Genomic DNA, 21,649 nt, shown 5'->3' on the forward strand with positions numbered 1-21,649 from the left:
GTGGATCAGAAGGATAGTCGGAGCGAAGCGACTCTATCCTTCCCACTTTTCGCTCTGCTGCGGCGGGGACCCTCCGAAGGAGGGCTGGCTCTTTGGGGTCGCCTTCTTTTGCTTACTTTTCTTGGCGAGACAAGAAAAGTGAGCGGCTGCCGGGCCGCTCCCGGCGCGTCCTCCCGACCGGAGAAAGATAAGCATTAAGCTAGAGCGCAGGAAAGAGGCCCGTGCAGACTACCCTCCCCCCAAAAAAACAAAAATCAAACCCCAGGATCCCGCACCTTCTCCACCTGATCAAACTCCACGTTATAAAACTCAGACCCGCGCAACTCAGCCTTGCGCATATAAACCGTCTGCACGATATCGCGAGTAGCAGCATCGATAGAAACAGGCCCGCGCACACTCTCCCAGCTCATCCCCTTCATGGCAGCCAGCAGTTTTTCGCCATTCGCATCGCCGGAGGTTTTCTTGAGGGATTCATAGAGCAGGTGCATACCATCGTAGGCACCGACAGAATGGAAGTTGGCCCGCATCCCCTTGTTAGCCTTGGCCATCGCGTCCACATATTCCTTGTTGGCCGCCGAAGGATGCGCAGCAGAATAATGATGACTGCTCACCACATCCTTGGCGGCCGCACCGATACCCGCCATCAGGTCATCATCGAGCACATCGCCGGTACAGATCAGGCGAATTCCCGCCGCCGCCAATCCCCGCTCGGTGAACTGCTTCAACACGGCAGCTCCTTCACCGGAAGGTACAAAAACGAACAAAGCCTGCGGCCTGGCATCCTTGACCCGCTGCAGGAACGGCGCATAGTCCGGATTGCGCAAAGGCACCCGCACACTCTCCATCACCTTGCCACCGGCTTCAGAGAAAGTCTTCACAAACACCTTCTCTGCATCCAGCCCCGGCCCGTAATCGGAAACAAAGGTCACCACACTCTTGATGCCATTCTTCGCCGCCCAGGACGCCAGTGGCGAGGTCACCTGCGCCAGCGTAAACCCGGTACGCACGATATAGGGTGAACGCTGGACAATGATGGAAGTCGCCGCCGCCGTCACGATCATCGGCACCCTGGCCTGCGTGGCAATGGGTGCAGCCGCCAGCGCCAAGGGCGTCAGCCCGAAGCCCATCAGCACCTGCGCCTTCTCACGCGCCACCAGCTCCTGCGCCAGACGCTTGGTCACATCGGGCGAGACCCCGCCGTCATCCTTCAACAAGATCTCCACCTTGCGTCCGGCCACACTGTCACCGAACTTCTGCTGATACAACTTGACCGCCGCCTCGATCTGCCGCCCGGTCGAGGCAAACGGCCCCGACATCGGCACGATCAGCCCCACCTTCAACGTCTCTGCCGCTTGCGCCACCAGCGGCGCACCAACGGCGGCCAATGCCGTCCCGGCCAACATCAGGTGGCGGCGTCGGGTATTGATCATCTCGCTCATCATGTCTCCTCACGTTTTAATTGGTATAAATGATTTACGGCCAGTTGCTTCGTATTACGCTACAAATCCAGCACCAGCAAGGGACTCCGTGCCCGTGAACAACACGGCGTGAACTGGTCATTGGCCGCGCGTTCCTCATCGGTCAGATATTGATCACGATGATCCGGTTCCCCCTCCAGCACGCGCGTAAGACAGGTGCCGCAGATCCCCTGCTCGCAGGACACCGGCACATCCACACCGTGCTCGCACAAGACCTGGATCACCGTGCGGTCCGCCGGAATGCGGTAGACCTGCCCGCTGCTGGCCAGCCTGACCTCAAAGCTGCCATTGCCGTCAGCCTGCACCGGCGCCGCACCAAAGTATTCAAAATGGACTTGCGCCTCCGGCCAGCCACGCGCACGGGCAGTCTCCACCACATGCGTGATGAAACCGACAGGGCCGCAGACGTAAAGATGGGTGGCCGGATCGGCCTGCGACAGCAAGGCATCGAGGTCGAGCTTCTGTGCAACATCACCATCGTCATAGTGATGCACCACGCGCCGAGCGAATCCCGATGCCGCGATGCGCTCGCGAAACGCCTGGCGGGCGGGCGAACGGGCGCAATAGTGCATCTCGAAAGAAGCCCCGCAAGCCGCCAGCGCCTCGGCCATGCACAGAATGGGCGTCACCCCGATACCACCCGCCAGCAGCAGACTGTGCGGCGCCGACACCAACGCGAACTGGTTGCGCGGCACCCCGATGGTGAGCAGGTCGCCCACCTTCAACACCTCATGCACCGCCACGGAACCGCCCCGCGAATGGGCATCACGCAATACACCGATCTGATAGCGATGCTGCTCATGCGGCGCGTTGCACAGCGAATACTGACGCAGCATGCCGCCCGGCAGATGCACATCGATATGTGCCCCCGCAGTAAAGGCCGGCAAGGCACTGCCATCCGGCGACACCAGTTCCAGCCCGATGATGCCGTCGGCTTCCTCGCGGCGCGCCGCGATCCTGACCTGCAATGTCGTCATCATCCCCCCTCAGGCTGCCGCAGCCTTGCCGGCATCGGCTTCGCGCGCCAACCACTTGTCCAGCACCTTGCGCGACTGCACGCCACCGGCATCGATGTTCAGCGCCAGCAGGCGACGCTCCGGATACTTGAGCAGATTGGCCTGCTGCAGCTCCAGCATCGCACGGTCCTCACCGAAGATCTTGCCCTGGCCCTCGCGGATGGTGTCGGTGAGGTCCTTGTCCTCGGGACGGAAGTGGCGCGCCATGCCCCAGAAATACCAGTGCGAAGTCTCGGTCTCGGGCGTGATGAAATCCACCACGATGGACGACGCCTTGTGCTCTGGCGCAGCGTCGTAACCACCCTGCCCGGCATGCGCCACGCCCACTTCGATCATCACGTGACTGGGCGGCGAAAAGCGGCAGATCTGCCAGCGGTCCACCGGGACGTCGTCGGCCAGCCCGTTGCCTCGCAGGGCCATGCGCCAGAACGGCGGCGGCATGATGTTTTCCATGAAGCGGCTGGTGATGACCTGCTCACCCTCCACGCGCGTGTTGACCGGGGCTTCATCAATCTCCTTCTGGCCGATGCTGGAGGCGTGCACGTAGGTCTCGTGGGTGAGATCCATCAGATTGTCGATCATCAGACGGTAGTCGCAGTTGATGTGATACAAGCCGCCACCATAGGCCCATTCAGGGTTCTCGGCCCACTCCAGGTGATGGATCTGCGCCGGATCGGCCTGCTCCTTCTCACCCGGCCAAACCCAGATGAAACCGTAGCGCTCCACCACCGGGAAGCTGCGGATACAAGGGAAACCACGCACGCGCTGACCAGGCATGCTGCGGGTGTGGCCGTCGCAACCCATCTCCAGACCGTGATACCCGCAAACCAGCTGTCCATCGCGCACGAAACCCAGAGACAGGGGCGCACCACGATGCGGACAGAAATCCTCGACGGCGGCCACCTTGCCCTCGGCACCACGATAGAACACGATCTTCTCGCCACAGATCTGACGGCCCAGGGGCTTGCTTTCGATTTCGTCGGGGGTACAGGCAACGTACCAGGCATTCTTGGGGAACATGACGGTCTCCTTGGGTAAATTCCTCAACCGGCACCGGCCTCGCGCGGCCAGTGCCCTCCTTGATGGACTGCTCCAACTTGTTCTTTTCCGCAGGTGGCTTGATCCAGATCCTGTCGGGTCTCGCATTTTTCTGATTTAATATTCAGTGCACTGAATGTTAGGAAAAGTATCCGCCAATCCGCTGCGCAAGTAAACGCGCCGGCGGACTTTTTTCATTGCGCATCGCATCAATTGATTGAGGGAAAACGTCGCGGACCTTACACTGCCGCATCGCTGCGTACTGATTGCAGCTCATCCATTGCCCGACCGAACCTGACCGAATCCGCCATGCCAGAGACCACACCGCCCAAGGACGAAAGCCAGCTCATCGATCTCTACGAGCACCCCGGCCACCTGTTGCGGCGCGCGCAGCAGATCTCGGTATCGATCTTCCATGACGAAACCGGCGGCATCATTACCCCGGTGCAATACGCCATCCTGCGCATGCTGTCGAATCATCCCGGCATCGACCAGGTGAGCCTGTCGGGGCTGGTCGCCATCGACACCTCCACCGGCGCCACGGTCTGCGCCCGCCTCGAAGAAAAGGGCTTGCTGGTGCGGGAAGTCATTCCGCACAACCGCCGCCAGCGCGCATTGCGCATCACGCAAGCGGGCGAAGCCCTGCTGGAAGAACTGATCCCCGGCCTGCAGCGCCTGCGCAAGCGCATCCTGGCGCCCCTTGATGACGCCGAGCAGGAGCAGTTCATGCGGCTGCTGGACAAGCTGGTGCACGAGAACAATCCACAAAGCCGCGCACCGCTGGCACGCTTGCGCGACCAGGATTGCCAGGAGGACTGAGCCTCAGGCTACCGCTACCAGTCGATCCAATTTTTCACCATCGTCCAGCAGGCTTTGGCTATCCGAGGCATGCACGATGCGGCCACGATCAAGCACGATGGCCCGTTGCGTGAGCGACAGCGCCATGCGCGCATGCTGCTCCACCACGATCACCGACATCCCTTCGTCGCTGACCAGGCGGCGGATCACCTTCAGCAGCTCCTGCACGATGATGGGCGCCAGCCCTTCCATCGGTTCATCCAGCAAGAGGATGCTGGGACTGACCATCAGGGCGCGCGCAATGGCCAGCATCTGCTGCTCGCCACCGGAGAGCTGATTGCCCATGTTGTGGCGGCGCTCATGCAGGCGCGGAAAAATCGAATAAATCTTCTGCAAGTTCCATTTTCCGCCACGCTCCACCACCGTCAGGTGTTCCTCCACCGACAGCGAAGGAAACATGAAACGCTCCTGCGGTACCCAGCCCAGCCCGGCATGCGCGCGCTTGTGGGTCGGCACGCGGGCGATGTTGCTGCCGCGCCAGTGGATGCTGCCGCCATGCAGGCGAGTCAGTCCCATCAGAGTAATCAACAGACTGGTCTTGCCCACGCCATTGCGCCCCAGCAGAGCCAGGCTCTCACCTTCCTGCATGGAGAAGGACACCTCCTCCAGGACGATGGAATCGCCATAACCGGCGCTCACCTTGTCCAGTGCCAGCAGTTCAGGCATGTTCGGCCTCCCCCAGATAGACTTCCTTGACGCGCTGATCCGCCGCAATCTCGGCCGGTGTGCCTTCCACCAGCACCTTGCCGCCGACCAGTACGGTGATGCGTTCGGCAAAGCGGAACACCAGTCCCATATCGTGTTCGATGAAGACGATCGTCACCTCGCGGGGCAGTTGCGCAATCACTTCAAACAATTCGCGGCTTTCCGCCGACGGAATGCCTGCGGCAGGTTCATCCAGCAACAGCACTTTGGGTTGCGTGGCCAGCGCCAGCGCAATTTCCACCAGCCGCTGCTTGCCGTAGGCCAGGCTGCGCGTGATGCTGTTGGCCTCCTGCGCCAGCTTGAGCGAGGCCAGCAGCGCCATGGCTTCGTCCACCACGTCGGTCTGACGGGCCACGGTCTGGTACCACTTGTATTGCAGGCCGCGCCTCTCCTGGATCGCCAGCACCACCGACTCCAGTACGGTCAGTCCGGCAAAGAGCGTATTGATCTGGAAGGTACGCGTCATGCCCCGCTTGACGCGCTCGTGCTGGGCCAGCGCGGTAATGTCCTCGCCACCGAACCATACCTTGCCACTGCTGGGTGCAAAGCCACCCGTGAGCAAGTTGATGAAGGTGGTCTTGCCTGCGCCATTGGGGCCGATCAAGGCGTGGCGCGCGCCGGGCGTGAAGGTCAGCGAGATGTCGCTGTTGGCCACGAAGCTGCCCCAGCGCTTGCTCAGCGCTTCGGTGCGCAAGGTGGTATCGGCTGGATGCGAGCTCATGTGCGCCCTCCCTTGAAGAACTTGTCACGCAGCACGGCCAGTCCACCCAACAGACCACCGCGTGCGAAGAGAACGATGACGATCAGCAGCAGGCCGATCCAGAACTGCCAGTAGGCCGGATCGAGTCCGGAGAGGGTGTCCTGCGCCAGCATGTAGACCAGCGCGCCCACCAGTGCACCATAGAGCCGACCGGTGCCGCCCAGCACCAGGATGATGAGCAACTCGGCCGAACGCGGAAAGCCCAGCACATCGAGTCCGACAAACTGCGTGGTCTGGGCCAGCAAGGCACCGGCCACACCCGCAACCGCAGCGGCGATGGTGAAGATCACCACCAGCCGGCGATTGACGTCGGCCCCGATGGCCGGCATGCGGCGACCTCCTTCGCGGATACCCCGCAAGCCCAGGCCGAAGGGCGAACTCACCAAGCGTCGCAAGACCACGAACAGCAACAACAGCACCGCGAAGCTGTAGCAAAAGGCGACGCGGCCGTTGAGATCGAATTCGAAGACCCCGAAGATCTTGCCCATCACCATGCCGGACAGACCATCCACGCCGCCCGTGATGAAGGATGCCTTGTTGGCCGCCTCGAAGAGCATCAGTCCGATGCCCAGCGTCACCATGAGGCGGGTGAGGTCCGTCCCGCGCACTACCAGGAAACTCACCAGGAATCCGGCAACGGCTGCCACGATGGCGGCCAGCAGCAGTCCGGTGATAGGCTCGCCCCAGCCATGCACGGCCAGCAGGCCGGCAGTGTAGGCACCGAGGCCGAAGAAAGCCGCATGCCCCAGCGAGACGATGCCGGCATAGCCCAGGATCAGGTCCAGCGAGACGGCGAACAGACCCACAATCATGATCTGGCTGATCAGCACCAGATAATCCGGGAAGACGAAATAGGCCGCCACCGGCAAGAGCCAGAAGATCAGCTCCAAGGGCGTCCAGCGGTCATTGGGCAGATGCAGTGCAGGTTTCGTCGCGGACCGGCTTGTCGTATTCAGGCTGCTCATCCGCGCCTCCGCATCAGGCCAGCCGGGAACAGGATCAGCAATACCACCATCAGGCCGTAGATGACGAAGGCGCCGGTCTCCGGCACGTAGTATTTGCCGGCGACGTCGAACACGCCCAGGATCAGCGCGGCCAGCAACGGGCCCTTGATGGTGCCGGCACCACCGACGGCCACCACCAGCAGGAAATAGACCATGTACTTGACCGGGAAAGTCGGATCCAGTCCCAGCACGTCGATGCCCAACCCGCCACCGAGTCCGGCCAGGCCCGAACCGAGCGCGAAGGTCAGGCTGAAGACACGGCTGACGTTGATGCCCAGTCCGGCTGCTGCAACCTGGTTATCGACCGCGGCACGAATCTGCGCACCGAAGCGGGTACGCTCGATCAACAGGCCCAGCGCAATGGTCACCAGCACCACCACTCCGATGAGGAAGACACGATAGGCACCGACGTCCAGTCCCAGCAGCGAGACCTGACCGCGCAGCCAGTCCGGCAGCACGACCGGTTGCTGGGTAGGCCCCCACTGCCAGGTGGCAGCGGCCACGGCCATGAAGGTCAGGCCGATGGAAAACAGCACCTGATCCAGATGGCTGGCCTTGTAGAGACGACGATAGAGAGAGCGCTCAAGGATCAGTCCCACCGCCGCCGCAGCGATGAAGGCCAGCGGCAGGGTCGCGAGGAAGGGAACGCCGATGCCGTTGAGCAGCGTCACGCAGACATAGCCACCCAGCATGGCAAAGGCACCGTGCGCCAGGTTGATGAAGTTCATCATGCCCATCGTCACCGACAGGCCCACGCTGATGAGAAACAGAAGGCTGCCGTAGGCAATGCCGTCAAAGAGTACGCCGAGGAAGTTGCCTAGCATGGCATACCTCCCTGACCGGAACGGGCGCGCGCAGCAGGACGTGGCGCACAGTCATGATGCAGATACATGATGCGATTTGTCTCCTTCTGTCCTGCGGCTCTTTTTTATGGGTGACCGCTCGGAAATCAATATGAATTTTTTTCTATTGTGCTGCGCCTGCCTCAACTCATGCTTGATCAATTTTCACGAAGACCCTTGCGATCTTCATGAACTCATCACACGCGCTCGATCACCATCGCGATGCCCTGCCCCACGCCGATGCACATGGTGCACAGCGCATAGCGGCCGCCGGTGCGCTCCAGCTGGTACATCGCCGTGGTCACCAGGCGCGCACCGCTCATGCCCAGCGGATGGCCCAGCGCAATGGCGCCGCCGTTCGGATTGACGCGCGCATCGTCATCGGCCACGCCCAGCTCGCGCAACACGGCCAGCCCCTGTGAGGCGAAGGCTTCGTTGAGTTCGATCACGTCCATCTGATCGATACTCATGCCCAGTTGCGCCAGCACTTTCTTGCTGGCCGGCGCCGGGCCCATGCCCATGATGCGCGGCGCCACCCCGGCCGTGGCCATGCCGAGGATGCGTGCGCGCGGCTTGAGCTGGTATTTCTCGACTGCGTCAGCACTGGCCAGCAAGAGCGCGCAGGCGCCGTCGTTGACGCCCGAGGCATTGCCGGCGGTAACGCTACCATCGGGCCTGACCACGCCCTTCAGGCGAGCCAGCGCTTCCATGCTGGTGGCACGGGGATGTTCATCCTGGCTCACGGTGATGGGGTCGCCCTTCTTCTGCGGGATCACCACCGGCACGATTTCCTGAGCCAGGTTGCCATTGGCCTGGGCCGCAGCAGCCTTGGCCTGGCTGCGCACGGCAAACCGGTCCTGGTCTTCGCGGCTGACCTTGAAGTCGACGGCCACATTCTCGGCCGTCTCGGGCATGGCATCGACGCCGTATTTCTGCTTCATCAGCGCATTGACGAAACGCCAGCCGATGGTGGTGTCCTGGATGGCAGCCTGACGCGAGAAGGCACTATCGGCCTTGCCCATCACGAAGGGAGCACGGGTCATCGACTCGACGCCACCGGCGATCATCAGCTGCGTCTCGCCAGACTTGATGGCGCGCGCGGCCGTGCCCAGCGCATCCATGCCGGAGCCGCACAAGCGATTGATGGTGCTGCCCGGCACTTCCTGCGGCAGACCCGCCAGCAGCAGCGACATGCGCGCCACGTTGCGGTTGTCTTCACCAGCCTGGTTGGCGCAGCCATAGATGACGTCATCGACAGCCTTCCAGTCCACCTGCGGGTTGCGCTCCATCAGTGCGCGCAGCGGCACGGCCCCGAGGTCGTCGGCACGCACGTCCTTGAGCGCGCCACCGTAGCGGCCGATGGGGGTGCGAATGGCGTCACAGATCAATACGTCTTTCATGTCTTCCTCACAGCGATATCAACGATGGGTTGGGCCGGATCAGGCCGCCGGATGCAGCGGTGCGCCTGTCATCTCTTGCAATTGCGCGAACGAAAGACCTTCGACGATCTCGCGCACCTGCAGTCCTTGCGGGGTCACGTCGATGACGGCCAGGTCGGTGTAGATGCGATTGACGCAAGCGATGCCGGTCAGCGGATAGGAGCAGGCCTCCACCAGCTTGCTCTCGCCGGTCTTGGTCTGGTGGTCCATCATCACGAACACCTGCTTGGCACCAATGGCCAGGTCCATCGCACCGCCCACGGCGGGGATGGCATCGGGCGCGCCGGTGTGCCAGTTGGCCAGGTCACCCTTGGCCGAGACCTGGAAGGCGCCCAGCACACAGATGTCGAGATGACCGCCGCGCATCATCGAGAACGAATCGGCATGATGAAAATAGGAACCGCCGGTCAGCAGCGTCACCGGCTGCTTGCCGGCATTGATGAGATCTTCATCTTCCTCACCGGGGGCCGGGGCCGGGCCCATGCCCAGCACGCCGTTTTCGCTGTGCAGGAAAATTTCCTTGTCAGCCGGCAGATAGTTGGCCACCTTGGTGGGCAGGCCGATGCCCAGGTTCACGTAGGCGCCCTCGGGGATGTCCTGCGCCACGCGGGCGGCGATCTCTTCACGGGTAAAGCGCTTCATTGCTGTGCCTCCTTGGTTTGCACGATCCGTTGCACGAAGATGCCGGGCGTGATGATGTTTTCCGGATCGAGCTGGCCCAGTTCCACCACCTCGGTGACTTGCGCGATGGTGACCTTGGCGGCCATGGCCATGATGGGACCGAAGTTGCGCGCGGTCTTGCGATATACCAGGTTGCCCCAGCGGTCGCCGCGCAGTGCCTTGATGAGCGCGAAGTCGGCGTGAATGGGCGACTCCAGCACGTAGTGCTTGCCATCGATGAGACGGGTTTCCTTGCCTTCGGCCAGCATGGTGCCGTAACCGGTCGGACTGAAGAAACCGCCGATGCCGGCACCTGCGGCACGAATGCGCTCGGCCAGGTTGCCTTGCGGGGTCAGTTCCAACTCGATTTCACCGGCGCGGTAGAGCGCATCGAAGACGTGGGAATCGGTCTGGCGCGGGAAGGAACAGATGATCTTCCTGACGCGCTTGGTCTTGAGCAATGCGGCCAGGCCCGTATCGCCATTGCCGGCATTGTTGTTGACGATGGTCAGGTCGCGCGCGCCCTGGGCGATGAGCGCATCAATCAGGGCCGAGGGCATGCCGGCATTGCCGAAGCCGCCGATCATGATGGTGGCGCCATCATGGATGTCGGCCACCGCCTGCTCCAGGGAGTCAGAAATTTTATTGATCACGTTGCTCTCACTATAGATGCGGCGCCTGCAACTGCGCCGGCTGGATGCCTTGCCACACGTTTGCTTGCGGTGCGACCAGGCGGGTTGGGACTCGTCTCTGCCGGTGTGGACGGGCATGGCGGCGCGGTCAGCTGCGTGACGTTTTTTGCACCGCAATGTTCGATCACCGAACTAATGTTTGATTTTCGCACAAAAAGAGTTTAGCGATCCGGCTTGACGGACGTCAAGAAAAACCAGCAGGATGTGTTCGCTTGCCGCACAAAACGTTAAAATTCCGACGCACTCCTGCACGGCGGCAACGCCGGGCGGCCGCACCGACGATCCGTCCTGACCATCCGACCAGAGAGCCCATTCGCGCCCATGTCCACCGCACCCGCTGCCAAGACCCGCAAAACCGTTGCCAAGAGCGTCCCTGCCGCCAAGGACAGCAAGGCACCGAAGTCCGCCCCCGTCGCCAAAGGCCGCGGCAAGGCCAGGCAAGCCGAGCCCTCCGGCGGCGCTGCCGAGACCGAACGCGAGCTGACCATCGCCGAGGAAATCGACGCGCTCACCGACCCCAGCTTCATGACCTCGCTGGCGCGCGGCCTGGCGGTCATCCGCGCCTTCAGTGATTCGCGCCGCAGCCTGACCATCGCCCAGATCAGCCAGAAGACCGGTATCCCGCGTGCTGCCGTGCGGCGCTGCCTGCATACCCTGAAGCAACTCGGCTATGCCGATTCGGACGTCAACAACTTCTCGCTGCGTCCCAAGATCCTGACGTTGGGATACTCCTATCTGTCTTCCACTCCGTTGACCGTTTCTGCACAGCCTTACCTGAACAACATCAGCCGTACCCTGGGCGAATCCTGCTCGCTGGCGGTGCTCGATGACAATGAAGTGCTCTACGTCGCGCGCTCGGCGACATCGCGCGTGATGTCGGTGGCGCTCAATACCGGCAGCCGCCTGCCGGCCTATTGCACCTCGCTGGGCCGGGCCATGCTGGCACACCTGCCCGATGAGCAGTTGAAAGCCTACTTCGAGAAGGTCAAGCTGCGCGCCCTGACCGACAAGACGGTGGTGTCGCAGAAGCGTCTGCGCGACATCCTGGCCGGCGTGCGCGAACAGGGTTACGCGGTCATCGATGAAGAACTCGAGGTTGGCCTGCGTTCGATTGCCGTCCCGGTGCGCGGGGCCTCCGGCAACGTACTGGCGGCACTGAACGTGGGGGCACAGGCCGCGCGCGTCTCGGTCGCACAGATGGAAGAGGAAATCCTGCCGGTGCTGCTGCGTGGCGCACAGGAATTGTCGGTGCTGCTGCCATAAAAAACAGGTCCGCACTCCCCGATTCGGGGAGGCGGACCGAAGACAAAAACAGACCCTGCCTTTGCCATGCTGCGGATGTCGGCGCACCCTTCGCAACTGCGGGTGCGCCATCCTCCTCAAGACTGCTTGCCGCTATTTGCCACTGTTTGCCGCCACCATCAGAAGGTGTGACGGATGCCTGTCATCACGCCCAACTGGTTCTTGCCCGCGCCTACCGAGCCACCGGCATCGACGGCCACGGCAGCGGTACCGCCGTTCTTGATGTAACCCAGCGAGGTATAGAGGGCGGTGCGCTTGGACAGGTTGTAGGTCAGGCGCGCCACCGACAGGGTGACATCGTTGGGGCTGTTCTTGACGGCCAGACGCGAGAGCTGCGCATCCAGCACCAGGGTGGTGGTCAGCGGATAGCTCACGCCCAGGTAGTAGAGATCGGAATCGGTATTGGTATTGGCCGCTGCACGGGTGCGACGATCCACCACACCGCCGCCGACCTTGACGTCACCGAGCATGAAGTATCCGTTCAGGGTGATGCGCTGATCGCTGTTGCTGCTGCTGGTCAGGCCGCCGGAGGCGCCGGTGTTGCCATAGAGGATGTCGTAGGATGAGGTCATCCCCCAGCCCTTGCCGTCATAGCCCAGCAGACCCGTGACCTGGCGGCAGGCCTTGCTGTTGCCGGCCACCTCGCCCGGACAGTTGGTAGCGGCAGGACCGCCGGTGGCCGATGCGTCGCGACCGAAGCTGTAGGTCGCACCGACGGTAAAGCCGCTGAAGCTGCCGAGGTAACCGATGGCGTTGTCGCTGCGGGCATTGGGCAGATAGGAATCAATGCTGCCGATGGCGAAGATGTTGGGACCCATCACGTCCGTCTTGAGCTGCGAGATATAGGTCATGTTGATCTGCCGACCCAGCATGACCTGACCCCAGCCGCCCTTGAGCCCCACATACGACTGGCGACCGAAGATGCGGTTGCCCTGGCCCATGGCACCGGTATCGGGTGCGAAGCCGCTTTCCAGCACGAACATCGCCTGCAGTCCGCCGCCCAGGTCTTCGGTACCGCGGAAACCGATGCGCGAAGGGAAGCTGCCCGTCAGCGATGGCATCTTGAAGACCGAATTGCCATTGGCGTTGGCATTGGTGGTATAGACCACGCCGGTATCGATGATCCCGTAAATCGTTACCGAACTCTGTGCCATGGCCGAGCCGGATACACCTGCAGTCATCGCACATGCGGCAGCGGCCAGAGCCACTGCACGCAGGGTGATTTTTCTTGTCATTGCCATCTCCTCCTGATTTCATTGAATGGTGAATGGCCGGTCCGCTGCCGGCGCGCACCTTCCTCCAGGCACACGCCAACGATTCGCTGCTCGCCGGCCAGGTGACTTCCAGTGATGTCAGTCCCTGGTGTTTACTGCGACTACCTGTTGCGAATTGCTGCTGCCGCCCGGCAATGATCCGGAGCGCGGACGCAAAACCGCCCCCTGCCCCATGGTCAGTGCCATCGGCATGCTTGCTGCAAGGACGCCTGCGGCGTCCATTCAAGAATGCGAGTTGTTCGATGCCGCCAGGCGGGCATCGCAGAAAGAAGCGTCTCTTTGCTTATTTTTTATAACTTTTATTCCCCGTTCGGTAGCCGCACATCAGTTTGTTTACCGAACGGATGGTGCGATACTATTGTCGGCACCTCCGCTTTGTCAACAAGGCGAGCCAAGGAAGGGAAAGCGATACGTCGTCCGTCTGCAACAGTCGGACCGGCGATGCGACAATGAAGACGGCAGCAGAACCGCCCGCACATCGCCACTCATCACAATCACAAAGGAGACTGAAAAAATGAGGTTCAAGAAACTCGCAATGCTGGCCGTCATGGCCGCCGCCAGCACCGCGCTGGCATCGCTGGCGCAGGCCCAGGAAACCATCAAGGTCGGACTGATCGCCGCCTTCTCCGGTCCCTTCGCCGACTACGGCAAGCAGATGGAAGGCGGCATCAGAGCCTACATGGCGCAGCATGGCGACCAGGTCGCAGGCAAGAAGATTCAGATCATCATCAAGGACACCACCGGCCCTTCGCCCGAAATCGCCAAGCGCCTGGCGCAGGAACTGGTGGTGCGCGACAAGGTGGACTTCCTGGCCGGATTCGGTCTCACGCCGGAGGCCCTGGCGGTGGCGCCCATTGCCGAGCAGGCCAAGAAACCGATGATCATCATGAACGCGGCCACCTCCATCATCACCACCAAATCCAACTACATCACGCGCTTTTCGATGACCCTGCCGCAGGTCTCGGGCCCCATGGCCACCTGGGCGTTGAAGAATGGCATCAAGCGCGTGGTCACGCTGGTGGCCGATTACGGGCCGGGCATCGATGCCGAGACCGCGTTCAAGACGAATCTGCTGGGCGGCGGTGGCCAGGTGGTCGAATCGATTCGCGTGCCGCTGCGCAATCCGGAATTCGCGCCCTACATCCAGCGCATCAAGGATGCCAAACCGGAGGCGGTCTTCATCTTCGTCCCGGCCGGGGAACAGGGCATCGCCTTCATGAAGGGCTATCGTGAACGCGGCCTGGCCGAAGCCGGCATCAAGGTCATCGCCACCGGCGACCTGACCGACGACCACGTACTGCCCGCCATGGGCGATAGCACCCTGGGCGTGATCACCACCTTCCATTATTCGGCCGCACATGATTCACCCGAGAACAAGGCTTTCCTCAAGAGCTTTGCGGCGGCCAACCCCGGTGCGGGCCGCCCCAACTTCATGGCCGTGGCCGCCTATGACGGCATGAACGCCATCTACGAGGTCAGCAGGAAACTCAACGGCAAGATCGACGGCGACCGTGCCATGGCCATCCTCAAGACCATGAAGTTCACCAGCCCGCGCGGCCCCATCGCCATCGATCCGGCCACGCGCGATATCGTGCAGACCGTCTACGTGCGCAAGGTCGAGAAAGTCGGCAACGAACTCTACAACGTCGAATTCGACAAGTTCGAGAACATGAAGGACACCGGCAAATAAACGCCTGTCCGAGCTTCGCGGAAACGCCGGTGATGCAGTGCACACCGGCGTTTTTCTTTGCCCCTCCAGCAAGCACGCTGCCTGGCGGCATCCCGGTCATGAGCACCTCATGATTGCGACGCGGCGCAGCAATTCCATGCCGCATGATGCCTTCATTTTTCGTTCGTTAATCGCCCGCTTTTACGTTGTTCGCACAAGGCGACACGCTGATGGGACTTGCGTTTACCCCCACTTTACTTATACTGAATAACCGTTATAACTTATAACTAATTCAAACGCCGACCACGGCATGACCAGAGACAGCATGAACCAGCACAGCGACCTCCTCGACATCCAAGTTCACGGCGCCATCGCCGAGATCGCGCTCAACCGCGCCGCCAAACGCAACGCCCTCAACGATCCGCTGGTGCGTGCCATCCGCGACTGTTTCCAGGATCTGCCGGAGGGCGTGAAGGTGGCCATCATCCACGGCATCGGTGAACACTTCTGCGCCGGCCTGGACCTGTCCGAACTGCGCGAACGCGACACCACCGAATCCCTGCATCACTCGCGCATGTGGCATGCGGCCTTCGAGCAGATCGCCTTTGGCCGTGTCCCCGTGATCGCGGTGCTGCATGGCGCGGTCATTGGTGGCGGACTGGAACTGGCATCGGCGGCACACATCCGCGTGGCCGAACCGAGCGCCTTCTACGGCCTGCCGGAAGGACAGCGTGGTCTGTTCGTCGGTGGTGGCGGCTCGGTGCGCATCTCGCGCCTGATCGGCGTGGCGCGCATGGCCGACATGATGCTCACCGGCCGCGTGCTGACCGCCGAGGAAGGCCACCAGGCCGGTATCTCGCAATACAGCGTGGCCGCCGGCGCCGGACTGGACAAGGCGCGTGAGCTGGCCGAACGCATCGCCCGCAATGCACCGATGACCAACTACGGGATCATGCACGTGCTGCCGCGCATCCATGATCAATCCATCCAGGACGGCCTGATGACGGAGTCGCTCATGGCCGCCGTCGCTGGCAGCGATCCCGATACCAAGGGACGTCTGGCGGCCTTTCTCGATCACAAGCAGAACAAGGTCAAGCCGACCTGATACCCGTAGCACGATCCGCAGCACGACCGGCGGTAACAACGGCAAACCAGTGCCGGCATAGAGCCACTACAGCGGCCAGCAAGTCAGTAATACAGCGCACGACCACAACAACACACCCGCCCGGCCACGACCGCACGGGTGACACAACAGAGACATGTATGAACACTCCACCTCGCTATCGCAGCTTCAGGTTCGGCATCGGCGGCGTTGACGTCGTGCCGGGCGCCAACGGCGTCGCCCTGGTCAAGACCCGCCAGCCGCTGGAAGCCTATCCGGCACGTCTGACCGACAGACTGATCCACTGGGCCACGGTCGATCCGGACCGCACCTACATGGCACGCCGCGACAAAGATGGCCAATGGCGCCGCATCAGTTACGGGCAGGCGCTGCAAAGCGCACGACGTATCGGCCAGGCACTGCTGCAACGCGGCCTGTCGGCCGAACGGCCGCTGCTGATCCTGTCCGAAAACGACCTCGAACACGCCATGCTGGTGCTGGGCTGCCACTATGCGGGCGTCCCCTATGCGCCGGTGTCTTCGGCCTATTCGCTGCTGTCCAGGGATTACGCCAAGCTGCGCCATGCGGTGCAGTTGCTCACCCCCGGCCTGATCTTCGCATCACATGGCGAGAAGTTCGCCGCCGCCGTCAATGCGGTGGCTCCCGATATCGAATTCGTGGTGACCGAGGCGCCGCCTGCCGGTCGCCAATGCACGCTGTATGCGGAACTGGAAGCCACCCGTGCCGGTGATGAGGTCGAGCGCGCCTATGCCGCCACCGGTCCGGACACCATCGTCAAGTTCCTCTTCACCTCGGGCTCGACCAAGATGCCCAAGGCGGTCATCAATACCCAGCGCATGATGTGCAGCAACCTGCAGATGATCGTACAGACCTTCCCCTTCCTGGCCGAAGAGCCGCCCATCCTGATCGACTGGCTGCCCTGGAACCACACCTTCGGCGCCAATCACAACGTGGGCATCGTGCTCTACAACGGCGGCACCATGTACATCGACGAAGGCAAGCCTACGCCGCAGGGCCTGGCCACCACCCTGGCCAACCTGCATGAAATCTCGCCGACCGTGTATTTCAACGTGCCGGTCGGTTGGGAAGGCATCGCCCACGCTCTGGAGAAGGACCAGGTCCTGCGCGAAAAATTCTACAGTCGCCTGCGCATGCAGTTCTACGCCGGTGCCGCGCTGGCACAACCCGTGTGGGACAAGCTGCACGCCACGGCCGAAGCCACCTGCGGCGAACGCATCGTGATGTGCTGCGGCCTGGGCATGACCGAGACCTCCCCGTCCGCACTCTTCGTGGCGGACCTGGAAGTGCAGGCCGGACAGATCGGCATCCCCACTCCGGGCATGGAAATCAAGCTGGTCCCCAATGGCGACAAGATCGAGATCCGCTATCGCGGCCCCAACGTGACGCCCGGTTACTGGCGCGCACCGGAGCAAACCGCCGAAGCCTTCGATGAAGAGGCTTACTTCCGCTCGGGCGATGCGGTGCGCTGGCTGGACCCGGCCCATCCGGATCGCGGCTTCATGTTCGATGGCCGGGTGGCCGAAGACTTCAAGCTCTATACCGGCACCTGGGTCAGCGTGGGCCCGCTGCGCGCTCTGATCGCACATGAAGGCGCCCCCTACCTGCAGGATGCCGTCATCACCGGTCAGGACCGCAGCGAAGTGGGCATGCTCATCGTCCCCAACATCGAACGCTGCCGCCAGCTGGCGCATCTGCCGGCAGACGCCTCGCGCGCTGAGGTGCTCAATGCGGCGCCGGTACGCGCCTTCTTCCAGGGCATGCTGGATCGCTTGCAAACCCATGCGACCGGCAGCTCCAACCGGGTCACCCGGGCGCTGGTGCTGATCGATCCGCCCTCGTTTGATCGTGGCGAAATCACCGACAAGGGTTCCATCAACCAACGCGCGGTACTGACCCATCGCGCCGCGCTGGTGGAGGCGCTCTACGCAGGCACCGATCCGGCCGTGCTGAGCGCACAGGCCGCGCTCTCCCCCGCTCACTGAGAAAGCAACAGACATGGCACAAGCAGCGTTCTATTCCAGCTTCAAGGACATCTGGCTCGTCGGCGGCGTGCGTACGCCCATGGTGGATTACTGCACCAGTTTCAGCCAGCTCTCGCCCACCGACATGGGCATCAAGGTGGCGCGCGAGGTACTGGCCCGCACCGGTATCGCCGCCACCGACATCGGCTCGGTCGTAGCCGGCAACATGGCGCCCGGTGACTCCTACCAGTACATGCTGCCACGTCACATCGGCCTGTATGCAGGGGTTCCGGTGACCACGCCGGCCATCATGGTCCAGCGCATCTGCGGCACCGGTTTTGAACTGATCCGCCAGGCCGGGGACCAGATCGAACGCGGCTATACCGAGACTGCGCTGATCGTGGGCAGCGAATCGATGACGCGCAATCCCATTGCGGCCTTCGGCCATCGCAGCGGCTTCAGGTTGGGCGCGCCGGTGGAATTCCAGGACTACATGTGGGAAGCGCTGGTGGATCCAGCCCCCGGCATCACCATGCCCCAGACCGCCGAAAACCTGGCGAAGATGTATGGCATCACCCGCGCCGAGGTCGATGAATACGCCGCGTATTCCTTCGAACGCGCCCTCAAGGCGCAGGCCGCCGGTTTCCACGCGGGCGAGATCGTGCCGGTGGTCAACGAGACCTTCCGCCTGGATGGCTACAACGACCGTCACATCAAGCTGCAGGGCAAAGTCAGCGAAGCAGCGGCCGATACGCATCCACGCCCCTCGCCGGTGGAAGTGCTGGCCAAGCTGCGCACGCTCTATCCGGATGGCGTACAGACCGGCGGCAACAGCTCGGCACTGGTCGATGCGGCAGCGGCCACCATCGTGGCCTCGGGCGATTACGTCCGGCGCCACGACAAGGCGCCGCTGGCGCGCGTGGTCGCTGCCGCTGTCGCGGGCGTGCCACCGGAGATCATGGGCATCGGCCCGGTGCCGGCCATCCGCACCCTGCTGGAACGCAACGGGCTGACGGTGGCCGACATCGGCTGCTTCGAGATCAACGAAGCGCAAGGCGCGCAGATCGTGGCGGTGGAACGTGAGCTGGGGATCGACCGCGAGCGCCTCAACGTCAACGGCGGCGCCATCGCCCTGGGCCATCCTCTGGCGGCGACCGGGGTACGCCTGTCGATCACGGCGGCACGCGAGATGAATCGCCGCGGCGCGCGCTACTGCGTGGCCTCGGCCTGCATCGGCGGCGGCCAGGGCATTGCCCTGTTGCTGGAAAACCCGTCGGCCTCCCACTGAACCGTTCATTCGAGAAGGACATTCTTCATGCAGCTGCAAGGACAAGCCGCCCTGGTGACGGGCGGAGCTTCAGGGCTCGGTGCCGAGACCGTGCGCCAACTGGTGCAGGCCGGCGCCCGCGTCTGCATCCTGGACGTCAACATGGATGCGGCGCGGGCCCTGGCCGATGAACTGCGTTGCCACGCGGTACGCTGCGACATCACCGACAGCGCCTCGGTAGAAGCGGCCCTCGATGCCGCGCAAGAGGCCAACGGGGCAGCGCGCATCCTCATCAACTGCGCCGGCATCGGTGGCGCCAAACGCATGGTCGGCAAGGATGGCAGCCCGATGCCGCTGGAAGACTTCAGCCGCATCGTCAACGTCAACCTGATCGGCACCTTCAACGTGATCCGTCTGGTCGCTGCCCGCATGGCGGCGGCTGAAGCAATGGCCGAGGGCGAGCGCGGCGTGATCGTTGCGACCGCCTCGGTAGCCGCCTTCGACGGTCAGGTTGGACAAGCGGGTTACGCCGCCTCCAAGGGCGGCATCACCGCCATGACCCTGCCACTGGCGCGTGATCTGGCACAACATGGCATCCGCGTGGTGACCATCGCGCCCGGCCTGTTTCTCACGCCCCTGCTCTACAAGCTGCCGGAAGAGGTACAGCAATCGCTGGCCTCGTCCATCCCCTTCCCCAAGCGTCTGGGCAAGGCGGAGGAATATGCGCAGCTGGCCCTGCATATCGTCACCAATCTTTCGCTCAACGGCGAAGTGATCCGGCTCGATGGCGCGCTGCGCCTGGCGCCGCGTTGAGCATCGAGGAGCATCCATGAGCAAGACCATCATTCATCCGGTGCGCGTGGAATTCGGTGACTGCGATCCGGCCGGCATCGTCTATTTCCCCAACTTCTTCCGCTGGTATGACGCGGCTTCGCGCAACTTCTTTCACGAATGCGGCCTGCCCCCCTGGCGTGATACCGAGAAGACGCGCGGCATCATCGGTACGCCGGTGGTGGACATCAGTTCGCGCTTCGTGCGCCCGGCCACCTATGGCGACCGCATCGAAGTGCATTCCACCATCGTCGAATGGAATGACAAGACCTTCGTGATGAAGCACGAGATCAGACGCGATGGCGAACTGCTGTGCGAAGGACGCGACGTGCGCGTCTTCGCCACTCGCCATCCGGACGATCCGACGCGCATCAAGGCCATTCCCATTCCGGCAGATATCAGGGAGATGTGCAGTTAGGCAATACGGCAGCAAGCGAGACGCGGTAACAAGCCGCATCCGCCCACATCGAGCATTCGAACCAAAAATACAAAGGAGACGGAAATGAACACGAAACTGGCAATCAAGACAGGCGTACTGGCAGCAATGCTGGCCTGTGCAGGGCTGGCCCATGCCGAACTGACCATTGGCGTGGTGATGTCGCTGACCGGTCCCGGCTCGGGTCTGGGCATCCCGGCCAAGAACGGCTTTGCGCTGTGGCCAGAGACCATCGGCGGCGAGAAGGTCAAGATGATCATCCTCGACGACGCCACCGATCCGACCCAAGCCAGCAAGAATGCGCGCCGCCTGGTGGCCGAGGACAAGGTCGACCTGCTGATCGGCTCGGCGGCCGTGCCGCCTACGCTGGCGGTAGCCGACGTGGCGCTGGAATCGCAGACGGTGCAGCTGGCCATCTCGCCTATCGAGACTGCTGAAGGAAAAGACGCCTGGACCTTCCGCCTGCCGCAATCCACGGCCGTCATGGCCGGGGGCGTGGTGGAGCAGATGAAGAAAATGGGCGTCAAGACCATCGGCTTCCTGGGCTACTCGGATTCCTATGGTGAAAACTGGCTCAAGGAAATGCAGCGTCTGGCCACTGCCGCCGGCATGAAGATGGGCACGGTGGAGCGCTTCTCGCGCGCCGACACCAGCGTGACCGCACAAGCCCTGCGGGTGGTCAGCTCCCATCCGGATGCGGTGCTGGTGGTAGCCTCCGGCAGCGGCGCGGCCATGCCGCACAAGGCCCTGATCGAGCGCGGCTACAAGGGCAAGATCTTCCAGACCCATAGCGCCGCCTCGCGCGACCTGATCCGACTGGGCGGCAAGGATGTCGAAGGTTCCTACGTCATCTCCGGGCCGGCCGTGGTGCCCGAGGCGCTGCCGGACAGCAATCCCTCCAAGAAGCTGGCGATGGATTTCGTCACGCGCTACGAGAAGCAGTTCGGCGCCGGTACCCGCAACCTCTTCGCGGCCCATACCTATGACGCGCAGCTGGTGTTGCAGAAGGTCGTGCCGATGGCGTTGAAGAAGGCCAAACCCGGCACCCCTGCCTTCCGCGCCGCCTTGAAGGAAGCGCTGGAGACGGCCGGGCCGATTCAGATCTCGCAGGGTACGCTGAACTATTCGCCCAAGGATCACTTCGGTCTGGGGGATGATGCGCGCATCATGCTGACCATCCAGAACGGCAACTGGAAGGCGGTCAATCCGTAATCCGCACTGCCCTGCCGTCGCGGCGGCGCAAGGACTCCAGCTTGCGCCGTCACCTTCCTGC

20 protein-coding genes are annotated in these 21,649 nt (G+C 62.7%); 9 read left to right on the top strand and 11 right to left on the bottom strand.

Annotation, left to right across the window (positions count from 1 at the left end; all coding sequences use genetic code 11):
- Positions 1 to 254: 254 nt before the first annotated feature.
- From HNO82_RS19120 to HNO82_RS19130, 3 genes are read right to left on the bottom strand one after another with little or no spacing between them, the layout of a single operon-like run.
- Positions 255 to 1,442, bottom strand: coding sequence for an ABC transporter substrate-binding protein (locus HNO82_RS19120; RefSeq protein ID WP_488928477.1), 1,188 nt, complete (start codon positions 1,440 to 1,442; stop codon positions 255 to 257).
- Between the two features lie 56 nt (positions 1,443 to 1,498).
- Entirely contained in the window at positions 1,499 to 2,455 is a 957-nt protein-coding gene (locus HNO82_RS19125; RefSeq protein ID WP_175344795.1) for a PDR/VanB family oxidoreductase, read from the bottom strand.
- A 9-nt stretch (positions 2,456 to 2,464) separates the two neighbouring features.
- Positions 2,465 to 3,514 carry an aromatic ring-hydroxylating dioxygenase subunit alpha gene (locus tag HNO82_RS19130; RefSeq protein WP_175344770.1) on the bottom strand — a complete coding sequence of 350 codons (1,050 nt, stop codon included), beginning with the start codon at positions 3,512 to 3,514 and terminating at the stop codon, positions 2,465 to 2,467.
- 327 nt (positions 3,515 to 3,841) lie between these two features.
- Between HNO82_RS19130 and HNO82_RS19135 the strand changes: the two genes are divergently transcribed.
- Complete coding sequence (locus tag HNO82_RS19135; RefSeq protein ID WP_175344771.1) at positions 3,842 to 4,351, top strand: MarR family winged helix-turn-helix transcriptional regulator; 510 nt, start codon at positions 3,842 to 3,844, stop codon at positions 4,349 to 4,351.
- A 3-nt stretch (positions 4,352 to 4,354) separates the two neighbouring features.
- On the opposite strand, the gene HNO82_RS19140 is transcribed toward HNO82_RS19135, so the two are convergent.
- From HNO82_RS19140 to HNO82_RS19170, 7 genes are all read right to left on the bottom strand, one after another.
- Positions 4,355 to 5,056 carry an ABC transporter ATP-binding protein gene (locus HNO82_RS19140; protein ID WP_008332179.1) on the bottom strand — a complete coding sequence of 234 codons (702 nt, stop codon included), beginning with the start codon at positions 5,054 to 5,056 and terminating at the stop codon, positions 4,355 to 4,357.
- Positions 5,049 to 5,816, bottom strand: coding sequence for an ABC transporter ATP-binding protein (locus tag HNO82_RS19145; protein ID WP_008332180.1), 768 nt, complete (start codon positions 5,814 to 5,816; stop codon positions 5,049 to 5,051). The genes HNO82_RS19140 and HNO82_RS19145 overlap by 8 nt, the downstream gene beginning before the upstream one ends.
- Positions 5,813 to 6,820, bottom strand: coding sequence for a branched-chain amino acid ABC transporter permease (locus tag HNO82_RS19150; RefSeq protein ID WP_175344772.1), 1,008 nt, complete (start codon positions 6,818 to 6,820; stop codon positions 5,813 to 5,815). The genes HNO82_RS19145 and HNO82_RS19150 overlap by 4 nt, the downstream gene beginning before the upstream one ends.
- Positions 6,817 to 7,683 (bottom strand): branched-chain amino acid ABC transporter permease, encoded by an 867-nt coding sequence (locus HNO82_RS19155; protein WP_175344773.1) that lies wholly within the window; start codon positions 7,681 to 7,683, stop codon positions 6,817 to 6,819. The genes HNO82_RS19150 and HNO82_RS19155 overlap by 4 nt, the downstream gene beginning before the upstream one ends.
- A 215-nt stretch (positions 7,684 to 7,898) precedes the next feature.
- Positions 7,899 to 9,101 (bottom strand): 3-oxoadipyl-CoA thiolase, encoded by a 1,203-nt coding sequence (gene pcaF / locus HNO82_RS19160; RefSeq protein WP_008332198.1) that lies wholly within the window; start codon positions 9,099 to 9,101, stop codon positions 7,899 to 7,901.
- 39 nt (positions 9,102 to 9,140) lie between these two features.
- Complete coding sequence (locus HNO82_RS19165; RefSeq protein WP_008332199.1) at positions 9,141 to 9,782, bottom strand: CoA transferase subunit B; 642 nt, start codon at positions 9,780 to 9,782, stop codon at positions 9,141 to 9,143.
- A complete protein-coding gene (locus HNO82_RS19170; RefSeq protein ID WP_008332201.1) occupies positions 9,779 to 10,453 on the bottom strand; it encodes a 3-oxoacid CoA-transferase subunit A in 675 nt (224 codons plus the stop codon). The genes HNO82_RS19165 and HNO82_RS19170 overlap by 4 nt, the downstream gene beginning before the upstream one ends.
- 360 nt (positions 10,454 to 10,813) lie before the next feature.
- Here HNO82_RS19170 and HNO82_RS19175 point away from each other — a divergent pair, with 360 nt between their 5' ends.
- On the top strand, positions 10,814 to 11,755 hold the full coding sequence (locus HNO82_RS19175) for an IclR family transcriptional regulator domain-containing protein (RefSeq protein WP_175344774.1): 942 nt from the start codon (positions 10,814 to 10,816) through the stop codon (positions 11,753 to 11,755).
- Positions 11,756 to 11,913: 158 nt separating this feature from the next.
- Here the strand turns inward: HNO82_RS19175 and HNO82_RS19180 are convergent, their stop codons facing one another.
- Entirely contained in the window at positions 11,914 to 13,029 is a 1,116-nt protein-coding gene (locus tag HNO82_RS19180) for a porin (RefSeq protein ID WP_034351027.1), read from the bottom strand.
- A 553-nt stretch (positions 13,030 to 13,582) separates the two neighbouring features.
- On the opposite strand from HNO82_RS19180, the gene HNO82_RS19185 reads away from it, so the two are divergent.
- From HNO82_RS19185 to HNO82_RS19215, 7 genes are all read left to right on the top strand, one after another.
- A complete protein-coding gene (locus tag HNO82_RS19185) occupies positions 13,583 to 14,758 on the top strand; it encodes an ABC transporter substrate-binding protein (RefSeq protein ID WP_008332209.1) in 1,176 nt (391 codons plus the stop codon).
- Between the two features lie 304 nt (positions 14,759 to 15,062).
- Entirely contained in the window at positions 15,063 to 15,842 is a 780-nt protein-coding gene (locus HNO82_RS19190; protein ID WP_008332210.1) for a crotonase/enoyl-CoA hydratase family protein, read from the top strand.
- A gap of 158 nt (positions 15,843 to 16,000) precedes the next feature.
- On the top strand, positions 16,001 to 17,863 hold the full coding sequence (locus HNO82_RS19195; RefSeq protein ID WP_175344775.1) for a feruloyl-CoA synthase: 1,863 nt from the start codon (positions 16,001 to 16,003) through the stop codon (positions 17,861 to 17,863).
- Between the two features lie 13 nt (positions 17,864 to 17,876).
- Entirely contained in the window at positions 17,877 to 19,130 is a 1,254-nt protein-coding gene (locus HNO82_RS19200) for a thiolase family protein (RefSeq protein ID WP_175344776.1), read from the top strand.
- Between the two features lie 27 nt (positions 19,131 to 19,157).
- The gene (locus HNO82_RS19205) at positions 19,158 to 19,922 is read left to right on the top strand and encodes an SDR family NAD(P)-dependent oxidoreductase (RefSeq protein ID WP_175344777.1); all 765 of its coding nucleotides are present in this window, start codon (positions 19,158 to 19,160) and stop codon (positions 19,920 to 19,922) included.
- A 16-nt stretch (positions 19,923 to 19,938) separates the two neighbouring features.
- Entirely contained in the window at positions 19,939 to 20,358 is a 420-nt protein-coding gene (locus tag HNO82_RS19210; protein ID WP_008332216.1) for an acyl-CoA thioesterase, read from the top strand.
- Between the two features lie 84 nt (positions 20,359 to 20,442).
- Positions 20,443 to 21,588, top strand: coding sequence for an ABC transporter substrate-binding protein (locus tag HNO82_RS19215; RefSeq protein WP_175344778.1), 1,146 nt, complete (start codon positions 20,443 to 20,445; stop codon positions 21,586 to 21,588).
- The last annotated feature ends 61 nt before the right edge of the window (positions 21,589 to 21,649 follow it).

This window comes from Herbaspirillum sp. C9C3, assembly GCF_013359625.1.
In the GTDB taxonomy this organism is placed as follows: Bacteria; Pseudomonadota; Gammaproteobacteria; order Burkholderiales; family Burkholderiaceae_D; genus Herbaspirillum.